Raw genomic sequence first — 17,898 nt, forward strand, 5'->3', positions numbered from 1 at the left:
GCGGCGCTATCGTCGCCAGCGAGCCGCGGCAAGATCGTCGGTGCCCCGCGGTTCCACCCAGGTCGTCGTCCCGCCGCGGGTCTCGCGCTTCCAGAACGGCGCATCCGTCTTCAGGCGATCGATCAGGAAGGCGCAGGCCTCCAGCGCCGCGCCGCGATGCGCCGATGCGGTGCCGACGAACACGATCCGCTCGCCCGGCGTCATCGGCCCGACCCGGTGGACGATGCGCACCGCCGACAGGTTCCAGCGCGCTTCCGCCTCCGCCGCCAGCTGCTCCAGCGCGGACTCGGTCGCGCCGGGATAGTGTTCGAGTTCCAGCTCCGTCACCCCGTCGTCGCCGCGCACCAGGCCGGTGAAGCTCGCCACCGCGCCCACGCCGGCCTCCAGTGCATCCAGTTCGGCGGCGACGTCGATCGGCGCAGGCGAGACGGTGATCATCCCCCGGTCACCGGCGGGAAGATCGCCACCTCTCGCGCACGGCCGAGCGGCGTGTCGAGCGGCACGAAATGCTGGTCGATCGCCGCCCGCAACCGGCCGCGATCGGCAAAGGCGGCGGCGTGGCGCTCGCTGCGCCGTGCCAGCCAGTCGAGCAACGCGGCCACCGTGTCGATCTCGCCCGGCACGTCCACCAGCTCCGATCCGGTGCCCACCCGCTCGCGCACCCAGGCGAAATAGAGCATCTCGACCGCCATGCCTCAGTCCATGTGCCTGAGGCCGATGCGCAGGTAATCCCAGCCGGTGACCAGCGTGAGCACCGCCGCCGCCCACAATGTGGTCAGCCCCAGCGTCTTCAGCCACGCCCAGGCGGGCAGCGCCCCTGCCAGGATCAACCCGCCCAGCGCGACCAGCTGGAACGTCGTCTTCCACTTGGCGAGGCGGGAGACGGGCACCGAAACCTGGATGCCGCCGAGAAACTCGCGCAGGCCCGACACGGCGATCTCGCGCAGCAGGATCACCAGCGCAGCGACCAGGTGCACGCCGGTGATGATCGCGCGGTCTTCGAACCGGGTGCCGACCAGCATCAGGATCACCGCCGCCACCATGATCTTGTCGGCGATGGGATCGAGAAAGATCCCCAGCTTCGACACCGCCCCCTGCGCACGGGCGAGATAGCCGTCGAAATAATCGGTCACGCCCATCAGGCAGTAGAGCGCAAAGGCCAGCGCATAGCCGGCCTCCCATTGCGGCCACCACAGGAACCATACGAGCAGCGGCACCGCGACGATGCGGGACAGCGTCAGAAGGTTGGGCAGCGTGAGCATCGCCGCCCCGTTTAGAAGCGCCGTCGCCGGACCGCAATCGCTGGTGGACGGGCGGGACGGCGCGGTAAAATTTTTCACGTTCCGCGCGTGTTCTCTTGCGTTTGGCGGAGGCAGCGGAAGTCCGCGCGTCGCGGCCGAACGAGGGGTTGCAACGGACACCGCACAACGACCCGGAGGTGTGCCTGACGGCAATTAACGACTTGCGCAGCGCGTCCGAATGGCACAATTTGTAGGGGTTGAGTTCGGGGGCGAGCGCAATCGCTGGTAGATCGAGGGTTGCAACCTTATCTTGCAGGCAGACGTTTCCTGCACCCCGCAACGCGCGGGCAGGCTGATTTCGTTCTCCTTTTCGCCTCGCGAACTGATATTCTGGGGCCTCGCCCCGATTCGAACGGACCGGGAACACCGGTAGAACGCTGAAAAAGGGCATCGTGATGGATTTCAGGGACACCCGGGAGGTGAGCGACACCATGGCCATCGAGGCGACCGAAGCGCCGGCGAACACCGCCGCCGCCGCACCCGCCGCCAGCGGCAAGGGCGCCAAGCCGCGCCTGTTCTCGCTGGAGGTGGACCATTCCCGCGACGCGCTGCTCACCGATTTCGGCAAGGAAACCCTGCGCGACCGCTACCTGCTGCCGGGCGAAAGCTTCCAGGACCTGTTCGTGCGCGTGGCCTCCGCCTATGCCGACGACCAGGCGCACGCCCAGCGCCTGTATGATGCGATCTCGCAGCTGTGGTTCATGCCGGCGACCCCGGTGCTTTCCAACGGCGGCACCGGCCGTGGCCTGCCCATTTCCTGCTTCCTGAACTCCGTTCCCGACAGCCTGAACGGCATTGTCGACACCTGGAACGAGAATGTCTGGCTGGCGAGCCGCGGCGGCGGCATCGGCACCTATTGGGGCAATGTGCGCGGCATCGGCGAGCCCGTCGGCCTCAACGGCAAGACCAGCGGCATCATCCCGTTCGTGCGCGTGATGGACTCGCTGACGCTGGCGATCAGCCAGGGCAGCCTGCGCCGCGGCTCGGCTGCCTGCTATCTCGACATCTCGCACCCGGAGATCGAGGAGTTCCTGGAGATCCGCAAGCCGTCGGGCGACTTCAACCGCAAGGCGCTGAACCTGCACCATGGCGTGTTGATTCCGGACGCCTTCATGCACGCGGTGCGCGACGGTGCGGAATGGCAGCTGAAGAGCCCGAAGGACGGCTCGGTCCGCCAGACGGTGGACGCGCGCTCCCTGTTCCAGAAGCTGGTCGAGACCCGGCTGCAGACCGGCGAGCCGTATATCGTGTTCGCCGACCACGTGAACTCGACCATGCCGAAGCACCATCGCGATCTCGGCCTCAAGGTCTCCACCTCGAACCTGTGTTCCGAGATCACGCTGCCGACCGGCAAGGATCACCTGGGCAACGATCGCACGGCCGTGTGCTGCCTGTCCTCGCTCAACCTCGAGACCTGGGACGAGTGGAAGGACGAGAAGGGCTTTGTGGAGGACGTCATGCGTTTCCTCGACAACGTGCTGCAGGATTATATCGATCGCGCCGAGCCGGGCATGGAGAAGGCCGCCTATTCCGCCGCGCGCGAGCGCTCGGTCGGCCTGGGCGTGATGGGCTTCCACTCCTTCCTCCAGGCGCGCGGGCTGCCGTTCGAGGGCGCCATGGCCAAGTCGTGGAACCTGCGCATGTTCCGCCACATCAAGGCGCAGGCCGACGAGGCGAGCATGCAGCTGGCCGTCGAGCGCGGGCCTTGCCCGGACGCCGCCGACATGGGCGTGATGGAGCGTTTCAGCTGCAAGATGGCGATTGCGCCCACCGCCTCGATCTCGATCATCTGCGGCGGCACCAGCGCGTGCATCGAGCCGATCCCGGCCAACATCTACACGCACAAGACGCTGTCGGGCAGCTTTGCGGTGAAGAACCCGTATCTGGAGAAGCTGCTCAACGAGAAGTCGAAGAACACCGATGCGGTGTGGAACTCGATCCTGGAGCGGGGCGGGTCGGTGCAGCATCTCGATTTCCTCTCCGGCGAGGAGAAGGACTGCTACAAGACCAGCTTCGAGATCGACCAGCGCTGGCTGATCGAGCTTGCCGCCGACCGCACGCCGTTCATCGACCAGTCGCAGTCGCTGAACCTGTTCATCCCGGCGGACGTGGAGAAGTGGGATCTGCTGATGCTGCATTTCCGCGCGTGGGAGCTGGGCATCAAGTCGCTCTACTATCTGCGCTCCAAGTCGGTGCAGCGCGCAGGCTTCGCCGGCCAGGAAGGCCAGGGCGGCGTGGAGGCGGACAACACCATCCAGACGCCGGTATTCGCCATCGGCGAGACGACGGACTATGATGAGTGCCTCGCCTGCCAGTGAGGCGCGGGTGACCGGCCTTTGCCAAGGCAAGGGCGGCGACGCCACGGCGGACAGCAGCTTCGGCATAGCCGACGATGTCTGACGGCGTGGCGTCGGGCCAAGTTCCCTCTCCCCTCGGGAGAGGGAGGGAGCCGCGGAGCGGCGGAAGGGTGAGGGCAGATGCGCCTTTACGCGAAACAGCCGGTTGGCACAGTTCCGCGCGCACGGCAGCTCCGGCAGGAAGCGCCGGAACCCGAGCGTCGTCTACTGCGGGGTTTGCGTGAGAGCCTCGGCTATCTGAAATGGCGGCATCAAGCACCGGTCGGCCCATTCTACGCCGACATCCTGTGCTTCTCGGAGCAGCTAATCATCGAGGTCGATGGCGACACGCATGTGCGGAAGGAGCTTCAAGATGAGTCGCGAAGCGCCTTCCTTGCGGGCGAGGGCTTCCGTGTTCTGCGCTTTTCGAACGAGGACGTGATGCACAATCTCGAAGGCGTCCTTCAGGCGGTTGCAACGACGTTACAAGGCACGAGAAAGGGCAGCGCCGCATGAACGACACTGCCCTCACCCTTCCGGCGCTTCGCGCCTCCCTCCCTCTCCCAGCGGGAGAGGGCTATGGCCGCGCCGTCAGTCGGAACCGCTCCGCGGCTCCGCTGCCCGCCGCGACGAGTCCCCGGATCGCTCCGCAATCCAGGGCCGTCCGCACTTCACTCCCCGCCTTCTTCCTCGAAAGTCACGGCGACGTCGGCGTTGGCGGACAGGCGGACCTTGTCGCCCTCGACATCGGCGACGAGGCCCTTGGAGATATAATGGTGGTGCCCGGCATGGTCGCTGGTCTGTCCGTCGTCGAGCTCGACGCCGGAATCCTTCTTGGTCAGCTTGATGCGATCACCCTCGATGCGGTCGACGGTGCCGACATGCACGCCGTCGGCGCCGATCACTTCCATATGCTCCTGGATATCTTCAAAACCGGCCATGCGATGGGCTCCTTCGTTACGGTTGCGGCATCTGAACGTCTCCCTGCCACGATGGTTGCCGCATGACCCGGCAGGTGCTCGTCATGCTCGCCGTCGCCGCGGTGTTCGCCGTGCTCGGCGTCGGGCTGCTGCTCAGCCTCCTGCGCCCGAGCGGGCCGGCCAAGGTCTACGCCTTCCGCATGGTCGGCATCATGGCGCTGGCGCTGGGCCTGGCGCTCGGCATGAGCGCGCTGGCGATGTGGCAATGGAGCGCGGAGGGATGAGCGCGCTTCTGGCAGTGTGCGGCGGCCCGGCCTTCGCATCCGGGCTGCTCGACATCGTCTATCCGCAGGCGACCCTTGCCGTGAACCGGCGGGTGGCCGCGGTGCTGCGGCTGCGCAATCCCCGCTTCTCGTCGCTCCGCTCGCTGCGGCTGCAGGGCCTGCTTTCCTGCGTCTCTGGCGCGCTTATCTATCTTTCCTCGGTTTTGTCGGAGTAACCCCATGTCCCTTCTCGAAGCCCGCAAGCAGTACAAGCCGTTCGAATATCCCTGGGCCTATGACTTCTGGAAGCGCCAGCAGCAGCTGCACTGGCTGCCGGAGGAAGTGCCGCTGGGCGAGGATTGCCGCGATTGGGCGCAGAAGCTCTCGGATCACGAGCGCAATCTGCTGACGCAGATCTTCCGCTTCTTCACGCAGGCGGACGTGGAGGTGCAGGACTGCTACCACGAGAAATACGGCCGGGTGTTCAAGCCCACCGAGGTGAAGATGATGCTGACGGCATTCAGCAACATGGAGACGGTGCACATCGCCGCCTACAGCCATCTGCTCGACACGATCGGCATGCCGGAGAGCGAATATGGCGCCTTCCTCGAATATGCCGAGCTGAAGGACAAGCACGACTATCTCCAGAATTTCGGCGTCGACACCGACGAGGATATCGCGCGTACGCTGGCGATGTTCGGCGGCTTCACCGAAGGCGTGCAGCTGTTCGCCAGCTTCGCCATGCTGATGAACTTCCCGCGCTTCAACAAGATGAAGGGCATGGGGCAGATCGTTTCCTGGTCGGTGCGCGACGAAAGCCTGCACTGCGAGGGGATCATCCACCTGTTCCACGCCTTCGTGAAGGAGCGTCAGTGCCTCAGCAAGACGGTGAAGGACGACATCGCCGACCAGTGCCAGACGACGATCCGGCTGGAGGATGCGTTCATCGATCTCGCCTTCGAGATGGGCCCGGTGGAAGGCATGAAGCCGCGCGACATCAAAAAGTACATCCGCTACATCGCCGACTGGCGGCTGGGGCAGCTGGGCCTGAAGCCGATCTACATGATCGACGAGCATCCCCTGCCCTGGCTCACCCCGCTGCTGAACGGGGTGGAGCACGCCAACTTCTTCGAACAGCGCGCGACGGAATATTCCAAGGCCGCGACCAAGGGCCAGTGGAACGACGTGTGGGACTCGTTCGACAAGCGCCAGAAGGCCAAGGCGCCGGCGCTGGTGGCGAACGAGGATGCGGACCAGGGCGGCGACATGTTCTCGCGGGCTGGCGTCGCGGCGGAGTAAGCCGCGCCCGCAAGGGCGTAGCGCAAGCTACGCCCGAGCCTTCAGGCGGCGCGGCCGGCCGGCGGCGCCCGGGCGCCGTCCGACGACGCGGGACTTGCTCCCGCGTCGGCCTTCCCTCCCCGATTAGCGCTGGAGCGGATGCGGGCAGGCAGCCCCGAGCCGCCGCATGCACCGCTCGTTAGCCCTGCGGCTCTAAGGCAGGGCCATGCCCTTCTCCCGCCTCTTCCGCAGCCGCTGGGCCGCCTTGATCTGGGCGGCGGGAATCTTGTGGACCGCCTATGACGTGGCCAGCAACATGCCGGACAAGCCGCAGAACAAAGCTGCGGCGAACGGCTCGGTTGCGGCGGAAAGCGATGCCACCGGCGAGGCGGTGAACGCCGCCGATCTGGCCGTGCTCGCCAACGCCATGGGCGCGCAATAGCGCTTGCCTGGCGCAGCCCTTGCCGGCCCGGGCGCAGAACGCGCCGAGCGTCCCCGCCTCGGCGACGACCTAGGGCAGAACGGCCGGGCGACGGCGGGCGACGGGGGTTTGCTCGAAGGCGACCAGCGCGCGTAGTTCCTCCACCGACAGCAGCCGCGCAAAGGCGCCGCCCTTCAGGGCCGCCGCGGCTCGCGCCGCAATCTGCCGCAGCGCCGTCTGCTCCGCCAGCGAAAGGCCGGCGGATCGCGGACCATCTGCTCCGTTTCCTCCCGCTCCATTCTCGGCAGCAGGGTGGCCGGTGGGCCGAGCCCCGCGAGTTGCCGGCCCAGGCGCCCGGCCTCCGCCGGCGGCGGTGGTGGTACGTTCGCGGGAGCCGAGGCCTGCACCGCCCGCACCGACACCGCCCGGCCGATCATCGCCTGCCCCATCCGGAACAAGCCAGGCGCCGGGCGCGCGCATGAAAATGGGCGCGGAGCCGAAGCACCGCGCCCTCCCTTTCGACGGCCCCGATACGCCGGGCCGCATGCACGCAAGGCAGATCGGGCGCTGGTGGGCGGCGAGTGGCAACCCGCCGCCCTGCCCGGGTCGCCCCGATCAGAAGTGGGTGACGAGGCCCAGCGTCGGACGGAAGCTGTGCGCGTCGCCGCGGGTCTGCACTTCGCCGCGCAGGCGGATGCCGCTCTCGCCGGTGATGCCGCCCAGGCCGATCGACTTCGGGCCGACCTCGAAGCCGACGCCGTAGGTCATCTCGTGATAGTCGCGGTTCGAGATCACGCGATTGTCGGCGAAGTTGGTCCAGCCATAGCCGACCTTGCCGTACAGCAGGCCGCTCTCGCCGGCGCGGAAGCCGAAGCGGCCAGCGGCGCCGTACTGCCAGTCGATGTCACCCGACAGGCCCTTGGCGACATTGCCTTCCACGCCGACGAACACCGGGCCCAGCGGCACGTTAACGCCGACCACGCCCTCGACCAGCGAGCCGTTCAGCTCGTTGTTGCGGAAGCCGCGCGGGAAGCCCGCGTCGCTCGGCTCGCTGTCGAAGCTCTCCCAGCCGCCCATGATGCCGACATACGGCTCGATGCCGAACGCCTTGGAGCCGTCCGGCGCCTGCTCGGTGGTGGTTGCCGATGCATCGGCGGGAACGTCCTGCGCCATGGCGGGAACGGAAACGAGCGCGGCCATCGCGGCCGCCATGATGGGCAGAGTACGCATCAACAGATCCTTCTTCATGTTCTTTCGCGACCCGAGGGCTCTCACGGGCGCTGCAAGCGCCGGCCGACCGAGTTGTGCGTGAAACCGGCCGAACGCCGGATCGTTGCGCCGCAGCATGGTAAAAAGTCGCGGATTTCCGCGAATGTTGCGAAACTGTCACACTTCCTGTCGAAGGGATGAACGAACCCGAGCAACTTTGCGGCAGCGGCAAGGCAGCTTTCAGGAGGCGCGGCGCCGGGTGGGCGCGTGGAAGTCGGCGGGCTTGTCCGACACCCAGCGCAGGAAGCGGCCGATCTCCGGATGTGCACGCACCGCGTCCAGATCCGGGAAGGTGCGCGCCAGTTCATGGTTGGAGAAGGTCGCATGGATCGTCCGGTGGCAGATCGGATGCACCGGCACCGTCTCGCGCCCGCCCTGGCTGCGCGGCACGGGATGGTGCCACTCGGTGCGCGTGCCGAGCGGACGGTCGCACAAGGCGCACCGCTCCGGTGCGATCGCCGCCTCGCGCAAGGCTTTGGCGGCCGCCAGCCCGTTCTTGCGCTTCACCCGTCCCGCCATGGGCAGGATATGGGAAGCCGTCAGTCGAGGAACAGATATGCCGTGTCGAACTCGGCAAAGCGCTTGAGCGCGGGCCAGTCGGGGATCTGCACCATGCCCTGCCGGAACTCGGCGAGCCCTTCCTCGCGCAGCTGGCGCAGCATGCGATTGGTGTGCACGGGCGTAAGGCCGGTCGCCTCGGCAATGTCGGTCTGCGTCAAGGGCAGGTCGAAGCGCAGGCCGCGGGTCATGCCGATACGCTCCAGCCGCACGTACATCTCGCACAGGAGATGGGCGACGCGCTGTGCCGCCGGGCGCACGCCGATGCCTAGCAGCCACTCGCGATTGATCGCCGCATCGACCAGCGTCGCGCGCCACAGCAACTGGGTCAGCACGGTGGTGCGCGCGGTCAGCGCCCGCACCTGTTCGTGGCGCACGCTGGCGATGCGCACCGGCGTGATCGTGGCGATCGAATGTTCAAGCCGGCCGAGCGGATAGGAATGAAGGTCCACGAAGTCGCCGGGGATGTGGATGCCCAAGCTCTGGCGGTTGCCATTGGCGGCATCCTTGTAGCGCTGGACGAACCCGCTGAGCAGCAGGGTGCAGCTGTGCAGGGGCACGTTCTCGCGCACGATGATCTGGCGGGGCGCAACCTCCTGTGCCGGCCCCATCGCCGCTTCCAGCGCGTCGCGGTCCGCCTGTTCCAGGGCCGGCAGCGGATGGGTCCGCAAAAACAATGCGATGCTCATGCGCCCCTCCCCAGGCGGACGGAACGTGCCGCCCCACGCAACGTTCATAGCGCCGCACGAGGAGCGATGGAATGCCCGGTGAACGCGTGTACGACACCCCTACCCATGCCGTTGCGGAAAGCGGCGTGGTCCTCCTGGACGGCCCCGACGGGCTCGCCATTTCGCTGACACCGGCCGCTGCTCGCGCGTCCGCCGCGGCCATGATCGCCGCTGCCGATGCCGCGGAGGCGCAGGGCGGCTCTACGGGCGACCAGCTGCCTTCGTAACGTCCTTCACCTCGATCGCGGAGATCCGCCAGCGGCGCTGATCCGCGCTGGCGCCGTCGACATCGGCCGTCCGGTGCAGCGTCACCGTGCCGATCTGGTAGAAGGGCGCGCCGCTTTCCTTGAGCCGGGCATAGGGCTGCACCGGAACGGTGACGAACCGCTGGCCCGCACCGGCGTCGATCCGCCCCGGCGCCCCGACATTGGCGTGATATTCGCTGAACCGGCCGAAGCTGGCAGCGAAGGCGCGTGCGCTTGCCGGGGCCTGCTGCGCGCGGGGATCCCACAACCGGTAGGCGGCAGCATACTTGCCCGCCTCGATCAGGGCATAATAGGTCTGCACGACATCCGCGGCCCCCTGGGCGCTGTCAGGCGTGAACGACGCCTCGGACACCGGCGTGCGATCGTCCGGCAAGCCGCCCGGACGACCGGGCTCGGGCGGTGCCAGCGGCTCGGACCCAGCGCTCGGGGCATTGTCGTTCGGAACCGCGGCGGTCGGCGTGGCGGACGGGCTCGGCCCCGGTGATTGTCGGTTTGCCGCGGCGGCATAGGAGGCGATGCTGTTCTGCGCGTCGGCAGCGGCATCGTTGATGTCGACCTCCGCATTGTTCCGGGCCGTCGGCTCGTTGGAGCATCCGGCGACAAGCGCCAGCGCGACAAGAACGGGAATACGCACGGGCAACAGCCTTCGGTCTGACAGGAAAGGGGCGAACGCAACGCGCCACGCCGGCCGGCGTTCCGCCCCGCCGACTATCCGGAGCGCTCGTGCTTCCAGTTGCGGCGCTTGTTCTCGCCGATCCACCGCATCGCGTCGGCAAGGCGGCGGGCGCGGGTTTCCGGTCGCTTCGCGCCGGCGACCCATTCGGCGTAGTCGCGCCGTGCGCCGGGCGGGAACGCCTGAAAGAAGGCGGCGGCGGCCGGATCAGCGGCCAGCGCCCCGGCAAGGTCCGCGGGCAGATCGATCTCTTCGCGAGGCGCTCTCGACCGTGCCGGGGCGCCTGCTTCCGACAAGGCGGCCGCGGTTCGGACCATTTCGGCGAAGCGGTCGCGCGGCGGCAGGTCGGCAACGCTCCGCAACCGTCCGAACTGGCCCATTGCCTCGCCTTCGCGTCCGGTGCTCAAGGCGTCCCGCCGCCAGAAGCCGAAGCTGGCATGGGCCCTGAACCCGGCCATGCTGGCCAGCGGCCGCCCGCGATGGACGAAGAACGGCATGCCCCATTTGATCGTCTCGGCAAGGCCGGGCAGCGCGGCATGGAGGCGCGTGCGTAGCTCGATCAGGATGGGTCGGGCGAAGTCCGCCTGCCGCTCGATATAGGCATCCACACGCAGATCGACGGCGTGTCCGGCGCTGCCCTCCACGCCCCGCCCAGTCGCTCGTTCCGGCATGCTGCTCCTCCCGCGACGACGCTGCGGGAGGGCGAAAGGTGCGTCAACCGCGATGACGGGCGCGGTTGCGACCAACCGCGCCGCCGGCAGCGTCAGGGACGAAGCGCAGCGTCGTCGCCGTCTTCCAGATCCTCCTCGTCCAGGTCGTCCTCGTCGAAATCGTCTTGGAGATCGTCCTCGGCATCCTCATCCTCGTCGGTGAGGGTGTCGTCTTCCTCGCCGACCTCGTCGTCCGTCATCTCGAGCTCGTCGAGCTGCTCGTCCTCGTCGTCCGCCGCATCCTCGACATCGGGGTCGATGTCGGTCAGGATCGTGCCGTCGGTCGGCCCGTCGCGCGTCGCCTCGAGGATCTCGGCGCGCTGGCTCTCGTCATAGCCGTCCTCGTCATAGCCGTCGTCCCCGGAACCCTGGCCGTCGATCTGGTGTCCGCCCATCGCCTGTCTCCTGTCGGCGCCGCCACGGGGCGACGCCTTCTCGCGGGATCGAACGGCGGTGAACGCCGGCGGTTCCGTCAGGCCTGGTGACCGTGGAACAGCCGCCCGCGCTCAGCGATCAGCACGACCACCAGCGCCAGCACGCCCACGCTCGTGAAGCCGAGGTAGAGCGGCACCGTGGAGCCGTCGAAGCTCTGCCCGATCACCGCCCCGATCAGCGCGCCCACCGTCACCGTGGCAAAGCCCTGCACGCTGGAGGCCGTGCCCGCGATCCCGCCCATGTTCTCCATCGCCATGGCCGAGAAGTTGGAGTTGGCGAGGCCGAAACAGCCCATCATCAGCGCCTGCAGGACGACGAAGCTCCACAGGTTTTCCACCCCGCTCCAGGCGATCGCGAGGTGCAGCGCGGCCACCGCGATCAGGCCAAGCAGGGCGGCATGCGAGATCATCCGCGTGCCCAGCCGCATCACCAGCCGCGAGTTGAGGAGGTTCACGCATGCCATCGCCCCGCCCACACAGGCGAAGAACGGGATCAGCAGGTCGGGGCGGTGGAACACGTCGAACATGATCTGCTGCACGGAATTGATGAAGCCGTAGAGCCCGCCCAGCAGCAGCATCGCCGCCACGGTATAGCCGAGCGACCAGCGATCGGTGATCGTCAGGCGATAGCCGGCCAGCAGCCGCTCGGGCGACAGCGGCTGGCGCCGCGCGACGGCCAGCGTCTCGGGCATGCGCCACACGAACCAGACGAGCACCGCCGCACTGGCGGCGGCGATGAAGCCGAAGATCAGCCGCCACGATCCCACCTGCAACAGCGCAAGCCCGACCATGGGGGCGAGCACCGGCGCGGCCATGAACACGATGAACGCCAGGCTCATCACCCGGGCCATGGCGCGGCCGGAATAGCAGTCGCGCACCAGCGCCACCGTCACCACGCGCGCCGCCGCCACCGCCGCCCCGCCGAGCACCCGCGCGCCGAGCAGCAGCACGAAGCTGCCGGAGATCGTCGCCAGGAGGTTCGCCAAGACATAGGCGACCATGGCGCCGGTGAGCACCGGCTTGCGCCCGAACCGGTCGGCCAGCGGCCCCCAGGCGAGCTGTGCGACGCCGAAGCCGATCAGAAAGGCGGTGATGATGAACTGTCGCCGGTTCTCCTCCGCCACGTCCAGCGCCGCACCGATCGCCGGCAGGGCCGGGAGCATGGAGTCGATGCCGAGCGCGGTCAGCGCCATGAGGCAGGCGATGAGCGCCACGAATTCCTTGAAGCCGAGCGGGGCCGAGTCCTGTGTGGCGGGGGCTGCTTGTCCGTGCATGGCGGTGCCTTTCGCAGATGCAGCATGCCCCGTCACCCCTTCTTGACCCCGGCGACAGGCAGCGTACCATATGGATAATACAGCTGGAGACATCCCGATGCGCCTGTTGCTCCTCGCCCCTGCCCTGCTGCTTGCCGCCTGTGACCGGAGCGGCACCGGCACCACGCTGAGCATCAATGCCGATGCCGGCGCGGACAACGGCTTCGTCGCGACGGTGAGCAACCAGGGGGAAGTGGCGATCAGCTCGCCGGTCTTCTCCGGAAAGCTGAAACTGCCGAAGCTCGACATGGATGCCGAGGATTTCGACATGAACGGCGTGCACCTGTATCCGGGTTCCCGGATCACCGGCATCGACGTGCAATCGCGGGGGAACGGCGGTGACAAGGGCGATGGTCGCGTGCGCGTTTCCTTCAGCAGCCCGGCCGCGCCGCAGAAGGTGCTCGGCTGGTTTCAGGAGCGGCTGAACCATGCCGGCTACAAGGTCACGCCCCAGGAGAACGACCTGATCGGCACCACCGACGACAACAAGCCGTTCCGCATGGAGCTGGCCCCCACGGGCGAGGACAAGGCGCGCGGCACGATCCTGATTGGCTAGCCGTCCGGGCGGGACTATGCAGCACGCAAGAACCGCAAGGAACTGCCTGCCATGCTCGATACCCCCTCCGCCCAAGTTCCCACCCTGTCGCTGGCCGATCAGGCGCGCGATCCGCAAGGCTTCGCCGCGGCGTTCGGTGCCTCGTTCCAGCGGTTCGGCTTCGCCATCGTCGCCGATCACGGCATTCCGCAGGAGCTGATCGATCGCGCCTGGGCCGAAACCGCCGAGCTGTTCCGACTGCCGGAGGAGGAAAAGCGCCAGTATCACGTGCCCGGCGGCGGCGGTGCGCGCGGCTACACGCCGTTCAAGACGGAGATCGCCAAGGGCGCGAGCGCGGTGGACCTCAAGGAATTCTGGCATATCGGCCGCGAGCTGCCGGCCGGGCACCGCCTTGCCGACCGGATGGCGCCGAACATCTGGCCGAGCCGCCCGGAAGGTTTCCGCGACACGTTCCTGGAGCTGTTCACCGCCTTCGACCGCGCCGGCGACCGGCTGTTGTCGGCCATCGCGCTGCACCTGGGGCTGGAGGCGAACTGGTTCGACCGGGCGGTGACCGACGGCAATTCGGTGCTGCGCCTCCTCCACTACCCGCCGATCCCCGCCGACGCCGAGGGCGTGCGGGCCGGCGCGCACGAGGACATCAACCTCATCACCCTGCTGCTCGGCGCGGACGAGGCCGGGCTCGAACTGCTCGACCGCGACACCGGCCAGTGGCTTGCGATCAAGCCGCCGGAGGGGGCAATGGTGGTCAATGTCGGCGACATGCTGCAGCGGCTGACCAACCACGTCCTGCCCTCCACCACGCACCGGGTGGTCAACCCGCCGCCGGAGCGCCGCGGCCATTCGCGCTACTCCATGCTCTTTTTCCTTCATCCCGCGCCCGATTTCGTGATCGAGACGCTGCCGGGCACGATCACCGCCGACACGCCGAACCGCTACCCGGCGCCGATCACCGCCCATGATTACCTGCACGAGCGGCTGGTCGAGATCGGGCTCGTTAAGTGAACGGCGACGCCGCCGGAAACTGACCGCCAGTTCCGGCGGCCGCCTCAGAACCGGAGCGTCAGCGAAGTGCCGCCCGAGAACGCCGCGGCCCCGGACGACAGCCCGGCGCTGCCATAGGCGGTCAGGCGGAAGTGGCGGCCGATCGGGGCGGAGGTGGCCGCGACGATCTCGTGCGACGGCTTGATGAAGCGGCTGGTCCGCTCGGCGAAGTCGTAGGAGATCAGCATCACCGTCTCCTCGAACAGGGCGGCAGCGGCGCCCAGCGAGGTGGCGAAGCCGTCGCGGATGCGCCAGCCGGGCGGATCGCCGAAGATGCGGTACTTGGCGCGCACCACCGGCGTGATCGCCCCCATCGTCCTGGATGCCTCGATCCCGAAGGCGTAGTCCGTCTTGCCGGTGGAAAGCTGGGTGGAGTCGCCGGCGGTGGGGAGCTTGGCGCGGGCCGACACGTCGATGTTCAGTCCCGCCTGTGCCTCCCTGAGCGCGAGCCAGGACGCGCCCAGCGTCAGATCGCCGACCCCCTTCCGCTCCCGGCGGCCCATGGGAATGGCGGGGGCGACGACCAGGGGCGTGCCGTCGATGCCCGTGAAGATCGTGGAGGAGCTGACCACGCGCATCCACGGCAGGGTTGCGTCGATTCGCACCGGCCCGACCCGCTGGCGCAGATTGACCAGCACCGCTGTGATGTCGCTGCGCGAGGGTGCGCCGAAATCGCCTTCCCACGCCGCCACGCCCATTGTGAGTTCCGTCGTCGCCCCGGAGCTTGCGGCGTCGGGGCGGTCGGCCAGCACCGCAGGATTCCTTTGCGTGGAGTTTCGCGTGGGATCAGCCGCGTCCGCGGGCCCGCTCTGTGCTTCGGCATGCGCGGAGGGTGCGGCGATCAGCGAGGCCAGCAGCGCAAGCGGAATCACGGTGGCGAGCAGACGGTCAGCGCTGGCGCAGCGTGCGGATCGCGTCCAGCCCTTCCTTGTGGCTCTCGTCGGGCCGTTTCCGCGAATTAGCCGGATCATTGATTTCCTCCCCTGCGCTGTTTTCTGTTGTCGGAATCGGGCGCTCGCGCCGGGGCGGCGGCGCCGCGAAGCCGGTGGCACGGGACAGCGGCGGCGCGAACACGGCCGGCCGCGGCTGAACCAGCGCCCTCTTGAGCACCGCGCGGCGGAGAGCGGCCCTGCGCAGCGCCGGCGCGCGCACGCGCGCTCGCCTCCATGCGCCAGCACGGCGCGGGAGCCAGCGCCGCTTGACGACCCCCGAACGCAGCCGTGGCGGTGCCTTGGCCTGTTGAGGAAGGAGCTGGCCCGTTGGTGGAACTGCCGAAGCCGGCGGGAGCGGCACGGGACGGGCGGGCGGGCCGATCGGCACCTCCACCCTCGTCGACCCGTCGGTGGCGCGCAGCGGCATGTCGATCGGGGCGGAGCGGGGCAGCAGCGTGATCGCCAGCGCGCCCGCCGCAGCGACGACCTTCAACCACGCTGGCATCTTCAAGGTCGGGCGGCGGGAGGGCGGGGTCCAGGATCGGGCAGCCCCGGCCTGCAGGTCCGGCCGGTACATGGATTCGATGAACTGGTAGATCGTCCGGTCGCCAAGGTCTTCGAAACGCTCGCCCATGAGCGATAATCGCATGTTTTCGCGGGCACTTTCGGGCACTTGCGGGCACCCTCCCAATTGCCGCGGCTACTCAGGAAGGGGAGGTGGCGGGCCTGACGGCCGGGCGGCAGTCGATCGTGAGAGAAGGCTTGTTCCGGCAACCACCCTTCCGCTAGCGATACGATCGCAACGGCGCGCCCGCGCTTGTGAAACAACGATCCGCCGCAAGGTGGCGAAAACGGAGGCACCGCCCGTGACGACACCGCTTCGGATTGCTCTTGCCGGCCTGGGCACGGTGGGCGGCGGCGTGATCCGCCTGCTGGACGCCAATCGCGAGCTGATCGCCAGGCGCGCGGGGCGGGAGATCGAGGTGGTGGCGGTTTCCGCGCGCGACCGGACCAAGGATCGCGGGGTCGACCTCACCCGCTTCGAATGGGTGGACGACACCGCCGCACTCGCGCGCGCCGGCAATGCCGACGTGGTGGTGGAACTGGTCGGCGGATCGGACGGCCCCGCCCTCACGCTGGCGCGCGCCACGCTGGCCGGGGGCAAGAGCTTCGTCACCGCCAACAAGGCGATGATCGCGCATCACGGCCTGGAGCTGGCGCAGGCGGCGGAGCAGGCAGGAGTTGCGCTGAAGTTCGAGGCGGCGGTGGCCGGCGGCGTGCCGGTCATCAAGGGCCTGCGCGAAGGCGCTGCGGCGAACGCGATCGGGCGGGTCTACGGCATCCTCAACGGCACCTGCAATTTCATCCTGTCCAAGATGGAAGCGGAGGGCCGCGACTTCGCCGACGTGCTGAGCGAGGCGCAGGCGCTGGGCTATGCGGAGGCGGACCCGACGTTCGACATCGACGGCGTGGATGCCGCGCACAAGCTGTCGATCCTCGCCAGCATCGCCTTCGGCACCCGCCCCGGCTTCGGCGAGGTGGCGACCAGCGGCATCCGCCAGGTCATCGCCGCCGACATCGCGGAGGCCGCGGCGCTCGGCTATCGCGTGCGCCTGCTGGGCATGGCGGAAGAAGCGGCCAGCGGCCTGTTCCAGCGTGTGCACCCGCATCTGGTGCCGGTCGGCCATCCGCTGGCGCATGTGACGGGCGCGACCAACGCGGTGGTGGCGGAGGGTAATTTCGTCGGCCGGCTGCTGTTCCAGGGCGCGGGCGCCGGCGACGGACCGACCGCCAGCGCGGTGGTGGCCGACCTGATCGACATCGCGCGCGGCGAGTTCGGGCCGGCTTATGCCATGCCGGCCGCGGCGCTGGTGGAGCCCCATGCGGCGGATGCGGGCGAGCGGCGCGGCAAGGCCTATGTCCGCTTCACCGTGGCCGATCGCGTGGGCGTGCTCGCGGAGATCGCGGCGGCGATGCGCGACGCCGGCGTGTCGATCGAAAGCCTGATCCAGCGCGGCGTGTCAGCGGACGGCCATGCCCTGGTGGCGATCGTCACCCATGAGGGGCCGGAGCGCGCGGTGGCGCAGGCGCTGGAGAAGCTGCGCGGTTCGCAAAGCGTGATCGGCCAGCCGATGTGGATGCACATTCTCGGCGAGTGAGCGCGGGATCAGGGCGCGAGTGTGCGAAGCTCCGTGCCGCTGCTGCCGAAAGTCGCCTTGGCGCTGACGCCGGCCATGCCGCACTCATAAGCGAGCACCCGCTTTTCCTGGCAGTTGGTGGTGCGGGCAAGCAGCCGCTCGCGCTCGGCAAAGGCGGCCTCGTGCTTCGGGTCGCCGTCCTCGTGCTGGACGAAGGTGAGGCGGTACCGGTCCGCCGTGCGCAAGGCGCAGACGACAACCTCGCCCTTGTCGGTGGTGGTGCGGCACGGGATCGCCGCCGATGTCTTTGCGCGCAGGTCCGCGGGCACGTTGCCGGTGGCAACGGCCTGCAGCAACAGGATCGGCAGCACCGCCCCGGCCCTAGCGCAGCGTCAGCAGGGCGCGCGGACGGGACAGGCAGCGCTGCCCGCCGATAACGTGGCAGTTGCGCCCGTTCTCGGCAAAGGCGCGGCGCTTGCTGGCGATCAGCGGGTCCTCCGAGGTCATGAACAGGTCGTCCGCCGCCTTGCCGCGCGGCGCGCGGGCGACATGCAGGTCGACAACGGCGGTGAGAGGCGCGGTGGTCGGCATGGCGGGCTGCACCAGCATCATCGGCCTTGCCCGCACCGCAGACGGCTGGGCCGCGATCCCCACCATGGTCGCGGTGGTCAGGACCCCCAGTGTAAGCACGCCAACCAGCATCGCTCCGCTCCCAAACCGGTTGCCAGCCCCGGTCCGGTCACGGCGCGGCCGCGAGC

The 17,898-nt window shown here is 68.5% G+C and carries 25 protein-coding genes; 10 read left to right on the plus strand and 15 right to left on the minus strand.

Going from position 1 to position 17,898, the window contains the following annotated elements; all coding sequences use genetic code 11:
* Positions 1 to 6: 6 nt before the first annotated feature.
* Genes DVW87_RS04990 through pgsA form a run of 3 tightly spaced genes read right to left on the minus strand, consistent with a single transcriptional unit; the run spans position 7 to position 1,262 of the window.
* A complete protein-coding gene (locus tag DVW87_RS04990; protein WP_114686597.1) occupies positions 7 to 438 on the minus strand; it encodes a molybdenum cofactor biosynthesis protein MoaE in 432 nt (143 codons plus the stop codon).
* Positions 435 to 692 carry a molybdopterin converting factor subunit 1 gene (moaD, locus tag DVW87_RS04995; protein ID WP_114686598.1) on the minus strand — a complete coding sequence of 86 codons (258 nt, stop codon included), beginning with the start codon at positions 690 to 692 and terminating at the stop codon, positions 435 to 437. Before moaD ends, DVW87_RS04990 begins: the two co-directional genes overlap by 4 nt.
* Positions 693 to 695: 3 nt before the next feature.
* A complete protein-coding gene (pgsA, locus tag DVW87_RS05000; RefSeq protein ID WP_114686599.1) occupies positions 696 to 1,262 on the minus strand; it encodes a CDP-diacylglycerol--glycerol-3-phosphate 3-phosphatidyltransferase in 567 nt (188 codons plus the stop codon).
* A gap of 434 nt (positions 1,263 to 1,696) precedes the next feature.
* On the opposite strand from pgsA, the gene DVW87_RS05005 reads away from it, so the two are divergent.
* Both DVW87_RS05005 and DVW87_RS05010 read left to right on the plus strand, forming a co-directional pair.
* A complete protein-coding gene (locus DVW87_RS05005) occupies positions 1,697 to 3,619 on the plus strand; it encodes a ribonucleoside-diphosphate reductase subunit alpha (protein WP_114686600.1) in 1,923 nt (640 codons plus the stop codon).
* A 159-nt stretch (positions 3,620 to 3,778) separates the two neighbouring features.
* A complete protein-coding gene (locus DVW87_RS05010) occupies positions 3,779 to 4,153 on the plus strand; it encodes an endonuclease domain-containing protein (protein WP_114686601.1) in 375 nt (124 codons plus the stop codon).
* 155 nt (positions 4,154 to 4,308) lie between these two features.
* Here DVW87_RS05010 and DVW87_RS05015 read toward each other — a convergent pair whose 3' ends face one another.
* Positions 4,309 to 4,578 carry a DUF2171 domain-containing protein gene (locus tag DVW87_RS05015; protein ID WP_114686602.1) on the minus strand — a complete coding sequence of 90 codons (270 nt, stop codon included), beginning with the start codon at positions 4,576 to 4,578 and terminating at the stop codon, positions 4,309 to 4,311.
* 62 nt (positions 4,579 to 4,640) lie between these two features.
* Here DVW87_RS05015 and DVW87_RS05020 point away from each other — a divergent pair, with 62 nt between their 5' ends.
* From DVW87_RS05020 to DVW87_RS05035, 4 genes are all read left to right on the plus strand, one after another.
* Positions 4,641 to 4,841 carry a hypothetical protein gene (locus DVW87_RS05020; RefSeq protein WP_114686603.1) on the plus strand — a complete coding sequence of 67 codons (201 nt, stop codon included), beginning with the start codon at positions 4,641 to 4,643 and terminating at the stop codon, positions 4,839 to 4,841.
* Positions 4,838 to 5,056, plus strand: a complete 219-nt coding sequence (locus DVW87_RS05025; protein WP_114686604.1) for a hypothetical protein — start codon at positions 4,838 to 4,840, stop codon at positions 5,054 to 5,056. Before DVW87_RS05020 ends, DVW87_RS05025 begins: the two co-directional genes overlap by 4 nt.
* A gap of 4 nt (positions 5,057 to 5,060) precedes the next feature.
* Positions 5,061 to 6,119: a ribonucleotide-diphosphate reductase subunit beta gene (locus tag DVW87_RS05030; RefSeq protein ID WP_114686605.1), complete on the plus strand. Its 1,059-nt coding sequence runs from the start codon at positions 5,061 to 5,063 to the stop codon at positions 6,117 to 6,119.
* Positions 6,120 to 6,324: 205 nt separating this feature from the next.
* Positions 6,325 to 6,540 (plus strand): hypothetical protein, encoded by a 216-nt coding sequence (locus DVW87_RS05035; RefSeq protein ID WP_114686606.1) that lies wholly within the window; start codon positions 6,325 to 6,327, stop codon positions 6,538 to 6,540.
* Positions 6,541 to 7,134: 594 nt separating this feature from the next.
* Here DVW87_RS05035 and DVW87_RS05040 read toward each other — a convergent pair.
* From DVW87_RS05040 to DVW87_RS05050, 3 genes are all read right to left on the minus strand, one after another.
* Positions 7,135 to 7,749, minus strand: a complete 615-nt coding sequence (locus DVW87_RS05040) for an opacity protein (RefSeq protein ID WP_114687083.1) — start codon at positions 7,747 to 7,749, stop codon at positions 7,135 to 7,137.
* A 219-nt stretch (positions 7,750 to 7,968) separates the two neighbouring features.
* Complete coding sequence (locus DVW87_RS05045; RefSeq protein ID WP_239017755.1) at positions 7,969 to 8,307, minus strand: HNH endonuclease; 339 nt, start codon at positions 8,305 to 8,307, stop codon at positions 7,969 to 7,971.
* Between the two features lie 20 nt (positions 8,308 to 8,327).
* Entirely contained in the window at positions 8,328 to 9,035 is a 708-nt protein-coding gene (locus DVW87_RS05050; RefSeq protein ID WP_114686607.1) for a Crp/Fnr family transcriptional regulator, read from the minus strand.
* Positions 9,036 to 9,106: 71 nt separating this feature from the next.
* Here DVW87_RS05050 and DVW87_RS05055 point away from each other — a divergent pair, with 71 nt between their 5' ends.
* Complete coding sequence (locus DVW87_RS05055) at positions 9,107 to 9,301, plus strand: hypothetical protein (RefSeq protein ID WP_114686608.1); 195 nt, start codon at positions 9,107 to 9,109, stop codon at positions 9,299 to 9,301.
* Here the strand turns inward: DVW87_RS05055 and DVW87_RS05060 are convergent.
* The 4 genes from DVW87_RS05060 to DVW87_RS05075 form a co-directional block, all read right to left on the minus strand.
* Positions 9,276 to 9,974 carry a hypothetical protein gene (locus DVW87_RS05060; protein ID WP_239017756.1) on the minus strand — a complete coding sequence of 233 codons (699 nt, stop codon included), beginning with the start codon at positions 9,972 to 9,974 and terminating at the stop codon, positions 9,276 to 9,278. The two genes, DVW87_RS05055 and DVW87_RS05060, sit on opposite strands and share 26 nt — an antisense overlap.
* Positions 9,975 to 10,048: 74 nt before the next feature.
* Positions 10,049 to 10,684 (minus strand): iron chaperone, encoded by a 636-nt coding sequence (locus DVW87_RS05065; RefSeq protein ID WP_114686610.1) that lies wholly within the window; start codon positions 10,682 to 10,684, stop codon positions 10,049 to 10,051.
* Between the two features lie 92 nt (positions 10,685 to 10,776).
* Entirely contained in the window at positions 10,777 to 11,118 is a 342-nt protein-coding gene (locus DVW87_RS05070) for a DNA primase (protein ID WP_114686611.1), read from the minus strand.
* Between the two features lie 77 nt (positions 11,119 to 11,195).
* Positions 11,196 to 12,431 (minus strand): multidrug effflux MFS transporter, encoded by a 1,236-nt coding sequence (locus DVW87_RS05075; protein ID WP_114686612.1) that lies wholly within the window; start codon positions 12,429 to 12,431, stop codon positions 11,196 to 11,198.
* 97 nt (positions 12,432 to 12,528) lie between these two features.
* On the opposite strand from DVW87_RS05075, the gene DVW87_RS05080 reads away from it, so the two are divergent.
* Positions 12,529 to 13,026 (plus strand): hypothetical protein, encoded by a 498-nt coding sequence (locus tag DVW87_RS05080; RefSeq protein ID WP_114686613.1) that lies wholly within the window; start codon positions 12,529 to 12,531, stop codon positions 13,024 to 13,026.
* 51 nt (positions 13,027 to 13,077) lie between these two features.
* On the plus strand, positions 13,078 to 14,031 hold the full coding sequence (locus tag DVW87_RS05085) for an isopenicillin N synthase family dioxygenase (RefSeq protein WP_114686614.1): 954 nt from the start codon (positions 13,078 to 13,080) through the stop codon (positions 14,029 to 14,031).
* Positions 14,032 to 14,075: 44 nt separating this feature from the next.
* Here DVW87_RS05085 and DVW87_RS05090 read toward each other — a convergent pair whose 3' ends face one another.
* The gene (locus DVW87_RS05090; protein ID WP_147276214.1) at positions 14,076 to 14,822 is read right to left on the minus strand and encodes a hypothetical protein; all 747 of its coding nucleotides are present in this window, start codon (positions 14,820 to 14,822) and stop codon (positions 14,076 to 14,078) included.
* A 136-nt stretch (positions 14,823 to 14,958) separates the two neighbouring features.
* Positions 14,959 to 15,675, minus strand: a complete 717-nt coding sequence (locus DVW87_RS05095; protein WP_147276215.1) for a hypothetical protein — start codon at positions 15,673 to 15,675, stop codon at positions 14,959 to 14,961.
* Positions 15,676 to 15,868: 193 nt separating this feature from the next.
* Between DVW87_RS05095 and DVW87_RS05100 the strand changes: the two genes are divergently transcribed.
* The gene (locus tag DVW87_RS05100) at positions 15,869 to 17,161 is read left to right on the plus strand and encodes a homoserine dehydrogenase (protein WP_114686617.1); all 1,293 of its coding nucleotides are present in this window, start codon (positions 15,869 to 15,871) and stop codon (positions 17,159 to 17,161) included.
* 8 nt (positions 17,162 to 17,169) lie between these two features.
* Here DVW87_RS05100 and DVW87_RS05105 read toward each other — a convergent pair whose 3' ends face one another.
* Positions 17,170 to 17,511, minus strand: coding sequence for a hypothetical protein (locus DVW87_RS05105; RefSeq protein WP_114686618.1), 342 nt, complete (start codon positions 17,509 to 17,511; stop codon positions 17,170 to 17,172).
* A 10-nt stretch (positions 17,512 to 17,521) separates the two neighbouring features.
* Positions 17,522 to 17,842 (minus strand): hypothetical protein, encoded by a 321-nt coding sequence (locus DVW87_RS05110; protein WP_114686619.1) that lies wholly within the window; start codon positions 17,840 to 17,842, stop codon positions 17,522 to 17,524.
* Positions 17,843 to 17,898: the final 56 nt, after the last annotated feature.

Origin of the sequence: Sphingomonas aracearum (assembly GCF_003345355.1) — a bacterium.
In the GTDB taxonomy this organism is placed as follows: domain Bacteria; phylum Pseudomonadota; class Alphaproteobacteria; order Sphingomonadales; family Sphingomonadaceae; genus Sphingomonas; species Sphingomonas aracearum.